Consider the following 9433-nt stretch of genomic DNA (forward strand, 5'->3'; position numbering starts at 1 on the left):
GCTTGAGAAAAACGATCTAAAACGTGGTGAAAATGGGCTTGAGATTATCATGATGTGCGAGCTGCCAACCAATGCATTGCTTGCTGATGAGTTCTTGCAATACTTTGACGGTTTTTCAATCGGCTCAAACGACCTAACTCAGCTTACGCTAGGGCTTGACCGTGATAGTGGCATTGTGTCGCACCTGTTTGACGAGCGAGATCCTGCGGTCAAAAAACTGCTTGGTATGGCGATTGAGGCGTGTCGCAAGCAAGGCAAATATGTCGGCATTTGCGGTCAAGGGCCGTCCGACCACCCAGACCTTGCCAAATGGCTCATGGAGCAAGGTATCAGCTCGGTATCACTAAATCCTGATACGGTGCTGGATACTTGGTTGTTCCTAGCTCAAGACTAATCAGACGTAATCAAAACAAGGCAGTCCCATGGATTGCCTTGTTTCTTTTAAAATCAGGGGGTTAAAATTAGCCTTGTATTGCCAAAACCTTTTGGTTACAATAGCTAAATTTATCCATAAAAGTATTAAAATATGAAAATCTACTTAGCGCGTAATGGCGTACAGGCAGGACCTTATACTCTAGACGAACTAAATACCATGCTGGCATCGGGCGAGGTGGTTCTTGATGACTTGGCTTGGCATTCTGGCATGGCGAACTGGCAGAGATTGGGTGACTTGACGGGTAATCAGTATCGCTATTCTCCTCAGATAACCAATCAACCAAGACAGGAAGTTCGTGGTTTTGGTGATAATGTTGATTTTAAATCTCAAAAAGACCAGCGAGTTAGCGTTGCTGAGCTCTACGGTCGCAAGCCTACCGAGCCATCGACCATGCTGCCACCCAAGTCCACACCGGCATTTTCTAAGGTGTCAGCGACGACCAATGCCAATGAAGTGGTTTATGCTTCGATTGGCAGTCGATTCTTAGCTCTGGCGATTAATCTTGTGCTATTCATCATTGCATTTTTACCATTTTTATCAGCGATGGTTAAGCTAAATCCTGATCAGCAGAAGATGACCACGGGTAGCTTTGAATCGCGCATGGCATATGCCCAGACGCTCGCTGAGCAGATCCCAAGCCAGGTGGCGATGATGACGCTGATGATGGTAGGTGGATTCTTATTGATTCAGTTGATCTTGATTGTGATGCGCGGTCAATCTTTTGGCAAATTAGTCATGGGTATCCGAGCGGTTAGTCAAAGCACAAAAAAAATTCCACCTTTTACATCGTTGGTAGGTGTACGCACGATTCTGCTTGTGGTGATTTATTGGATAGCGTCTGCGATGCCATTTAACTTGGCATTGGTGCTGGTGGGTGTGAATTATTTTATGGCGTCGATGAATGACAAAAAGCAAGGCTGGCACGACAGAATTGCCAATACCATTGTGGTTAAGGCGCATCCAAGCCAGCTGGATAAAACCAAAAAATAACACCATCTTGGACAGGTTGCGATCAATCTGTCCGATTTTATTGAAAATATCCCAATATACCTATGCACAGCCAAGAACTCACCCCCGGCCAACTCACCGTCTTAAACAAAGTACAGCTGCCCGATGATTGGAAATTTGCCTTAGCGGATATATTATTATCGCCTGTTATGGATGATTTGCGTGCTTTTTTGCAAAGCGAATACGCCAAAGGCAAAACCATTTATCCACCCAAGCCATTGATTTTTAACGCCCTAAATACCACGCCATTATCGTCCGTCAAAGTTGTGATACTCGGGCAAGACCCCTATCATGGGGCGGGGCAGGCTATGGGGTTGTCGTTTAGCGTACCAAAAATCATTCCCAAACCGCCAAGCCTTGCCAATATTTTAAAAGAGCTGGCGACCGATTTGGGCATTCCCGTCTCTGCTCATGGCGATTTGACCCATTGGGCAAATCAAGGCGTGCTACTGCTTAACGCCACATTGACGGTAGAAAACGGGCAGGCAGGTTCACACCAAGGCAAAGGTTGGGAGGAGTTTACGGATGCGGTGATAGATGTCATCAACCGCCAAACCGACCGCACGGTTTTTATCCTGTGGGGCAGTTATGCTAAGAAAAAAGGGCGGTTTATTGACGCCTCTCGCCACTTGATTTTAACCGCTAATCATCCGTCTCCATTATCGGCAAATCGTGGCGGATTTTTTGGCACTCGTCCGTTTTCGCGAGCTAATGATTATCTTGCCAGACACGGCAAAGGGGCGATTGATTGGGTGTTGCCACAGTAATCATTGAATTTGGTATCAGTGGTCGGACTCGAACCAACGGATCTAGGCTGCTAAAAATTGTGGATAATCTTAAAAGCGATTTGTGCGGAAAAGTTGTTTAATGCGTTTAAAGTGCTATCAAAATTTTTATCAAAATACTAAGGCTAAACCAACAAATTTTAGCTCATTAAAATTTTGGTCGCCTGTAGATGTCGCCATGATGAACCACGCCCTAGCTCTTGCCAGACGTGGGGCGGAGCGTGGCGAGATACCTGTGGGGGCGGTGGTGGTGCATGACGGACAGATTTTAGGCGAAGGCTTTAATTGCCCGATTAGCACGCACGACCCCACGCACCATGCCGAGATTGTCGCCTTGCGTCAGGCGTGTGAGCGGGTGCAAAATTACCGCTTGCCGATTGGCAGTACGCTGTATGTTACGTTAGAACCGTGCACCATGTGTTTTGGTTCGCTCATTCATGCCCGTGTCAGCCGTGTGGTGTTTGGGGCGTATGAGCCAAAAGCGGGGGTGGTAGCAAGCCAATTAGCCCTTGCCAAAGAGCTGTTTTACAATCATGTCATCAATATTCAAGGCGGACTGTTGGCAAATGAAAGTTCAATGATGTTGAGCCAATTTTTTAAACAAAGACGAGCCGATAAGAAAAAGGCAAAAATTGAAAGCCAAATCAATGAAGGGTGTAAAATCTAATCACGGATTTTCATCTTGCTAAGCATTTTGTAAAAATATTATAGAGAACCTATATGACAACCCCAAAAATCATCACTATTGACGGCCCTTCAGGGGCAGGTAAGGGCACGGTAGCATATCGCCTTGCTGAGCATTTTGGTTTTGAGCTATTAGATAGCGGTGCGTTGTATCGCATTGTTGGGCTAATGGCATTTAAAAACGGCTTACTTGATGGCGAGCAGATTGACGAGCAAAAAGTTGCTAAACTAACCCGGTCTTTAAACCTATCTTTTCGTCCCAATACCGCCACAAAAACTGTGGAAATCCTAGTGGATAATACCCCTCTAACTGACGATATTCGCAATGAAATCGTGGGCGGATATGCGTCCCGTGTCGCTGTGTTGCCAAGCGTGCGGACGGCGTTATTTGACTTACAAAAAAACATGGCAAAAGACAGAGTAGGGCTTGTGGCGGACGGGCGAGACATGGGGACGGTGATTTTCCCCGATGCCCCTGTTAAGGTATTTTTGACCGCAAGTGCCAAGGCTCGTGCCGACAGACGGGTGTTGCAATTACAAATGGCAGGCAAAGTGGCGGATTATGAAGCGATTTTGGCGGACATTATCGAGCGAGACAAGCGAGACGAAAACCGTGCCGTTGCCCCAAGTCGGCCCGCTGCAGACGCCCTAATCATTGACAGCTCGGACAAATCAGCGGATGCGGTGTTTGATGAGATTTTGGCATTTGCACAGGGTAAGCTGTGATAACGCTTGCCCCGCTTAACACCATGCACCAAGATGAGCTGTCTTATGCGTTGGGCGATGAGCAAAAGCAGTTTACCACCTTGCCAAAAGACTGGTTTGATGATGAGCGTGCAGATGCTTATAAGGTGGTGATTTTGGATGATGAGTTATGTCGGGCAGTGGGATTTTTTGTGCTGGATTTTGGGCGGGATAAATACTGCTACACTGACAATCCCAATGCCGTCCTGCTTCGCTCTATGTCTATGAATCCTGCTTTTCAAGGTATGGGCTATGCCAAAAATGCTCTGGATGTTAAACGCTTACAAGAGTTTTGTAAAATGCACATTCCTCTTTGCGATGAGTTTGTACTTGGGGTAAATCACGCCAATGTGTCCGCCCAAAGACTTTATGAAAAGGTAGGTTTTATAAGGCAAGCACGAACCGTTATGGGGCAAAAGGGCGAGCAGTGGGTATATTGTCTTAAAATAAATCGCTATCTATTTTAATAATTATCTGATATAATTGTCGGGTTTATCATATTTTTGTGTTGCTATTTGAGTCAAAACCAGCATCTCTCAATAGCACACATCACTTGAACCGTACTGTGCTGGACAGGCTACGGCTAATTTTAAGGTATTACTAATGAGTTTATCATTTGCTGAACTGTTTGAACAAAGCAACGCCAACGAAATCAAAGTTGAAATCGGTGCCGTTATTTCTGGTACTGTTGTTGCCATCGACAACGAGCGTATCACTGTTGATACTGGCCTAAAATCAGAAGGCTTCATCGCGCGTTCAGAGTTCTTGAACGAAGCTGGCGAGCTTGAAGTTGCTATCGGCGACAAAGTAGACGTAGTTGTTGAGAAAGTCGACAACGGCATGGGCGAAACTGTTCTTTCTCGTGAAAAAGCAAAACGTGAAGAAAGCTGGCGTGCGCTTGAACAGCTTCATGAAAATGACGAAATCGTTACTGGTCTTATCTCTTCTAAAGTTAAAGGCGGCTTTACTGTTGAGATCGGTTCTGTACGTGCGTTCCTACCTGGTTCATTGGTTGATGTTCGTCCAGTACGCGAAACCACTCACCTAGAAGGCAAAGAGCTAGAATTTAAAGTTATCAAGATCGACAAGCAACGCAACAACATCGTTGTTTCTCGCCGTGCGGTAATGGAAGCTGAGAACAGTGCTGAGCGTGATGAGCTACTTGCTAAGCTAGAAGAAGGCATGGAAGTTAATGGTATCGTTAAGAACCTAACTGACTACGGTGCATTCGTTGATCTAGGTGGCATCGACGGCCTACTACACATCACTGACATGGCTTGGAAGCGTATCAAGCACCCATCAGAAGCGGTAGAAGTTGGTCAAGACCTTAAAGTTAAAGTATTGAAATTCGACCGTGAGCGTAACCGTGTTAGCCTAGGTCTTAAGCAACTTGGTTCTGATCCATGGGGCGAAGTTGAGAAGACTTACCCAGTGGGCACCATCACTAAAGCTCGCGTAACTAACCTAACTGATTATGGCTGCTTCGCTGAGATCGCAGAAGGCATCGAAGGTCTAGTACACGTTTCTGAGATGGATCACACCAACAAGAACATCCACCCATCTAAAGTTGTTCAAGTGGGTGATGAAGTTGATGTAATGGTTCTTGAAATTGACGGCGAGCGTCGTCGTATCAGCCTAGGCATCAAGCAAACCATGCCAAACCCATGGGCAGAGTTTGACAAAAACCACGCTAAAGGCGACAAAATCTCTGGTACCATCAAATCAATCACTGACTTCGGTCTATTCATTGGTCTAGAAGGTGGTATCGATGGTCTGGTTCACCTATCTGACATCTCTTGGACTGAGTCTGGCGAAGAAGCGATCCGCAACTACTCTAAAGGCGACACCGTAGAAGCCGTTGTTCTACAAGTTGATGCAGAAGCTAACCGTATCAGCCTAGGCATCAAGCAACTTAACTCTGACCCATTCAACGAATACCTACTGGCAAATGACCGTGGCGCTATCGTAAAAGGTTCAGTAAAAGAAGTTGACGCCAAAGGTGCTGTTATCACACTGGCTGACGAAGTAGAAGGCTACCTAGCTGCTGCTGACATCGCGCGTGAGCGTACTGAAGATGCTTCTAAAGTGCTAAACGTTGGTGATGAAGTTGAAGCTAAGATCGTTCGTGTTGACCGTAAATCTCGTGGCATCACACTATCTGTGAAAGCCAAAGACGAGGCTGATGAGCGTCAAGCGATCAAAGAGCTGTCTAATACAGCTGCAGAGAACCAACCTAAAACTCTAGGTGACATCTTTGCTGATCAGCTAAAAGGCTAATCAAAGCAAACAAAAAAGAGCGGCTTAGGCTGCTCTTTTTTGTTATCTTAAACATATGTTTACTGATTTGCTACATTACAAAATTAGCGATCATGTTAAAATAGCAAAGGTTTGCAAAGTGATGAAAATTAACAAAAAATTCATTCACATTTTGCCATTTTTCCGTTATCATTATAACTTAAACAAAATCTTACCAAAGATTGCATTTTTGTTAATATGATTTGATTCGCTTTTTTATGATATGATGGCGAATTGATAGGCGGGATATATGCAACAAGCACAACAAGTCATTAATAAATCTGATCTTATTACTAATTTGGCATCGGCATGTGACGGCATCGAAGAGGCGGTCGTTGATGAGGCGGTGCGCGAGATTATTGGTCTGATGGTGGACAGCTTGTCGCATGATGGCAGGGTGGAAGTTCGAGGTTTTGGTAGTTTTTGTTTGCATCATCGTGACGCGCGCCACGCTAGAAACCCACGAACAGGTGAAACGGTGTTGGTAAAAGCTAAAGCTGTGCCATATTTTAAACCTGGCAAAGCGCTAAAAGAAGCGGTAAATGCCATTAATGATTAATTTATCCTTAATGACTGATAAATGAGAGTATAAACATGCATATTATTTTGATCGTATTATTAGTGGCGGTATGCGCCTATGCCATTGGTCTGGTGCTGATGAACAACAGCGAAGTGGCGGTGAACTTGATGTTCTCAAGTGTGCCTACCATGAATCTAGGCTTACTACTTGTGATTACGATTGTCCTTGGCGTTATCTTAGGGATGCTACTTGCGCTGTTGGTATTCCGTGTTCTTCAAAATAAATGGGAGATTAGCCGTCTAAAAAAAGAGCTAAAACTGACCCAATCACAGCTGACAGAAGCGAACATCAAATTGGCTCAGCAATCTGAGGTTCGTCCTACTGAGACTGTGATTGTTGAGAATGCAGCGCCAACAAATACAACTAACAATTCGCATCTATAAGCATGAGCAAGTTAAATTCCCCTGTAATTGTTGCGGTGGATAAGCATGATTTGAATGGCGCACTTGCGCTGGCAGATGCTTTAGACCCATCGCTTTGCCGTCTTAAAGTTGGTAAGGAGCTCTTTACCATCTGCGGTCCAAAGGTTGTTCAGGAATTCCATCAGCGTGGCTTTGACGTATTTTTGGATTTGAAGTTTCATGACATTCCAAATACCACAGCTCAGGCTGTGTTGTCGGCTGCTGATATGGGTGTATGGATGGTGAATGTCCATGCATCGGCAGGGTCTAAAGCGATGACATTGGCCAAATCTCGTCTGTCTGCTGGTGGTTATGATACGCTGTTGATCGCAGTAACGGTATTAACATCGATGGCGGACAGTGATCTATTGGAGCTTGGTATTAGCGGTAATGCTCAAGAGCATGTGCTTAGACTTGCCACATTGACCAAAAATGCCGGCCTTGATGGTGTTGTATGTTCCGCACAAGAAGCAAGCGTATTAAAATCAGCGCTTGGCAGTGATTTTAAGCTTGTTACACCAGGCATTCGTTTGGCGACAGACAGTAGCGATGATCAGCAGCGTATCTGCACCCCAAAAGACGCACTGGCCAACGGTTCAGATTATCTGGTTGTTGGGCGTTCTATTACGAATGCTGACAATCCCAATGATAAGCTTCGTTTAATTTTAAATAATCTATAAAATAAAAAGCAATCTTTGAAAGATTGCTTTTTATTTGCTTATTAACATTAGAGATATGGGTTGCTTATTCCTAATCCTTGCAGAATTTCGATTTCAAAACCTTCCATCTCATCAGCATCGGCATCACTAATCTCATGATCAAATCCAAGCAGATGCAAGATGCCATGCACCAATAAATGATGCAGATGATCTTCAAACTGCTTGCCTTGCTCGTTTGCCTCGCGCACAAGCACCTCATGACAGATGATAAGTTCACCTAATGGTATGCCATCCATCAGGTCAAGTACGTCACTGGGCAGTTCACTTGGATAGGATAAGATGTTCGTGGCATAATCTTTGCCGCGTGCATCTAAGTTAAGTTGTTGTCCTTCGGTGGCATTAGTGATGTAGATGTCTAAGGTTTTGTTTTTATGCCAATAATCTTCGGTATTTTCAAAATAGGCAAATTCTAAGCCTTTATTTAGCTTATCGGTCATGACATTAATGGCGTGATCAGCGACTTTGGCTAGAGTCGCTTCTTCATAGACAGTACCATCAATGTCGGGGTGATGATCGATGAATAGACTAATCGTCATGCGATTCTGCCTTATCTAAGTTTGCTTTTGCCAATTCCTCAGCCAGGCGAGCGGCTTTACGTTCTGCAGCGATTTTTTCCTGCTCATCATCGAATGCATCATAGGCTTGGACGATCTTTTGCACCAGATGGTGGCGCACTACATCCTTGCTGTCAAATCGTGTGATGTGAATCTCGTCGATTTTTGATAGGATTTGCAGGGCTTGGGACAGTCCCGATTTGTGACCGCGTGGTAGATCCACCTGTGTCATGTCACCTGTGATGACTGCACGCGAGCCAAAGCCAAGACGCGTCAAGAACATCTTCATCTGCTCAGGTGTGGTGTTCTGGGCTTCATCGAGAATGACAAAGCTGTTATTTAGCGTGCGCCCACGCATGTAAGCAAGCGGTGCGACCTCAATGACTTGGCGCTCTAGCAGCTTACCCACTTTCTCAAAGCCGAGCATCTCGTATAAGGCATCATATAATGGGCGTAAATAAGGGTCGATCTTTTGGGTTAGGTCGCCAGGCAGGAAGCCTAATTTTTCACCTGCTTCCACCGCAGGACGCACCAATAGGATGCGTTCAATCTCTCCACGCTCGAGCATATCAACAGCGCAGGCAACCGCAAGATAAGTCTTACCTGTACCAGCAGGACCCACGCCAAAAGACACGTCAGAGATTAGGATTTTTTTGACGTATTCTTGTTGATTGTAACCGCGCGGTGTGATTTTGCCTTTGCGTGTTCTTAGGCTGATATCTGCATAAGTGTTATGGGTTTTATTGGTTGAAGTGGCTTGGGTATTTTGAGCGATGTCGCTGTCATTGCTACGGGCAAGGCTTGATTGGATGATGAGATGCAGCTCTTCGCTGGGGATGTCATCATCGGCGATTTCTGAGAGTTTATTTAGGATGAATTCGCCTCGTTCAACAGCGTCCAAATCGCCTGTTAGGATAAAGTTGTTTTGGCGCTGAGTGATTTGAATTTCTAGGCGTTCTTGTAGGTATTTAATGTGTTTATTATATTCACCTGCTAAGTTGCGCAGGGCGTGGCTGTCTAGTTCTAAAACAAGAGTGCGAGTGATGCTCAAGAAGTTATCCTTATGTGGTTGAATGAATCACGCGTTCATAATAAGGATAAATGCAAAGATTTTCAAGAGATTTTGGCAATAAAAAAGCCTTCTCAATATGAAAAGGCTTTTAAATCGCTATTTCTAGCAGAATATGGCTCCCCAACCTGGGCTCGAACCAGGGACACACGGATTAA

At 45.0% G+C, this 9433-nt stretch carries 12 protein-coding genes; 10 read left to right on the top strand and 2 right to left on the bottom strand.

Features of this window, described 5'->3' with window-relative positions:
- The 10 genes from GY683_RS03715 to pyrF all read left to right on the top strand — a co-directional run.
- A partial coding sequence (locus GY683_RS03715; protein ID WP_367274109.1) for a putative PEP-binding protein occupies positions 1–394 on the top strand: 394 nt, incomplete at its 5' end.
- A gap of 132 nt (positions 395–526) precedes the next feature.
- On the top strand, positions 527–1426 hold the full coding sequence (locus GY683_RS03720) for an RDD family protein (RefSeq protein ID WP_297287469.1): 900 nt from the start codon (positions 527–529) through the stop codon (positions 1424–1426).
- A gap of 62 nt (positions 1427–1488) precedes the next feature.
- A complete protein-coding gene (ung, locus tag GY683_RS03725; RefSeq protein ID WP_297287470.1) occupies positions 1489–2211 on the top strand; it encodes a uracil-DNA glycosylase in 723 nt (240 codons plus the stop codon).
- Between the two features lie 196 nt (positions 2212–2407).
- Positions 2408–2896, top strand: a complete 489-nt coding sequence (gene tadA / locus GY683_RS03730; RefSeq protein WP_297287471.1) for a tRNA adenosine(34) deaminase TadA — start codon at positions 2408–2410, stop codon at positions 2894–2896.
- A 53-nt stretch (positions 2897–2949) separates the two neighbouring features.
- Positions 2950–3639 carry a (d)CMP kinase gene (gene cmk, locus GY683_RS03735; protein WP_297287472.1) on the top strand — a complete coding sequence of 230 codons (690 nt, stop codon included), beginning with the start codon at positions 2950–2952 and terminating at the stop codon, positions 3637–3639.
- Positions 3636–4124 carry a GNAT family N-acetyltransferase gene (locus GY683_RS03740; RefSeq protein WP_297287473.1) on the top strand — a complete coding sequence of 163 codons (489 nt, stop codon included), beginning with the start codon at positions 3636–3638 and terminating at the stop codon, positions 4122–4124. The genes cmk and GY683_RS03740 overlap by 4 nt, the downstream gene beginning before the upstream one ends.
- Before the next feature lie 136 nt (positions 4125–4260).
- Positions 4261–5934 carry a 30S ribosomal protein S1 gene (gene rpsA / locus GY683_RS03745; RefSeq protein WP_036362958.1) on the top strand — a complete coding sequence of 558 codons (1674 nt, stop codon included), beginning with the start codon at positions 4261–4263 and terminating at the stop codon, positions 5932–5934.
- Positions 5935–6202: 268 nt separating this feature from the next.
- On the top strand, positions 6203–6511 hold the full coding sequence (locus GY683_RS03750; RefSeq protein ID WP_297287474.1) for an HU family DNA-binding protein: 309 nt from the start codon (positions 6203–6205) through the stop codon (positions 6509–6511).
- Between the two features lie 35 nt (positions 6512–6546).
- On the top strand, positions 6547–6915 hold the full coding sequence (locus tag GY683_RS03755) for a LapA family protein (RefSeq protein ID WP_297287475.1): 369 nt from the start codon (positions 6547–6549) through the stop codon (positions 6913–6915).
- 2 nt (positions 6916–6917) lie between these two features.
- The gene (gene pyrF / locus GY683_RS03760; RefSeq protein WP_297287476.1) at positions 6918–7613 is read left to right on the top strand and encodes an orotidine-5'-phosphate decarboxylase; all 696 of its coding nucleotides are present in this window, start codon (positions 6918–6920) and stop codon (positions 7611–7613) included.
- A gap of 47 nt (positions 7614–7660) precedes the next feature.
- On the opposite strand, the gene ybeY is transcribed toward pyrF, so the two are convergent.
- Both ybeY and GY683_RS03770 read right to left on the bottom strand, forming a co-directional pair.
- Positions 7661–8188: an rRNA maturation RNase YbeY gene (gene ybeY / locus GY683_RS03765; RefSeq protein WP_297287477.1), complete on the bottom strand. Its 528-nt coding sequence runs from the start codon at positions 8186–8188 to the stop codon at positions 7661–7663.
- Positions 8178–9257 (bottom strand): PhoH family protein, encoded by a 1080-nt coding sequence (locus tag GY683_RS03770; RefSeq protein WP_297287478.1) that lies wholly within the window; start codon positions 9255–9257, stop codon positions 8178–8180. Before GY683_RS03770 ends, ybeY begins: the two co-directional genes overlap by 11 nt.
- Positions 9258–9433 lie beyond the last annotated feature (176 nt).

The sequence above is a fragment of the Moraxella sp. genome (assembly GCF_024227015.1).
Classification (GTDB): domain Bacteria; phylum Pseudomonadota; class Gammaproteobacteria; order Pseudomonadales; family Moraxellaceae; genus Moraxella.

Excerpts from the sequence above, each read along its gene's own strand:
- tadA (WP_297287471.1), top strand. The coding sequence starts at position 2,408 with ATGATGAACCACGCCCTAGCTCTTGCCAGACGTGGGGCGGAGCGTGGC.
- pyrF (WP_297287476.1), top strand. The coding sequence starts at position 6,918 with ATGAGCAAGTTAAATTCCCCTGTAATTGTTGCGGTGGATAAGCATGAT.
- ybeY (WP_297287477.1), bottom strand. The coding sequence starts at position 8,188 with ATGACGATTAGTCTATTCATCGATCATCACCCCGACATTGATGGTACT.
- GY683_RS03755 (WP_297287475.1), top strand. The coding sequence starts at position 6,547 with ATGCATATTATTTTGATCGTATTATTAGTGGCGGTATGCGCCTATGCC.
- GY683_RS03750 (WP_297287474.1), top strand. The coding sequence starts at position 6,203 with ATGCAACAAGCACAACAAGTCATTAATAAATCTGATCTTATTACTAAT.
- GY683_RS03720 (WP_297287469.1), top strand. The coding sequence starts at position 527 with ATGAAAATCTACTTAGCGCGTAATGGCGTACAGGCAGGACCTTATACT.
- rpsA (WP_036362958.1), top strand. The coding sequence starts at position 4,261 with ATGAGTTTATCATTTGCTGAACTGTTTGAACAAAGCAACGCCAACGAA.
- cmk (WP_297287472.1), top strand. The coding sequence starts at position 2,950 with ATGACAACCCCAAAAATCATCACTATTGACGGCCCTTCAGGGGCAGGT.
- ung (WP_297287470.1), top strand. The coding sequence starts at position 1,489 with ATGCACAGCCAAGAACTCACCCCCGGCCAACTCACCGTCTTAAACAAA.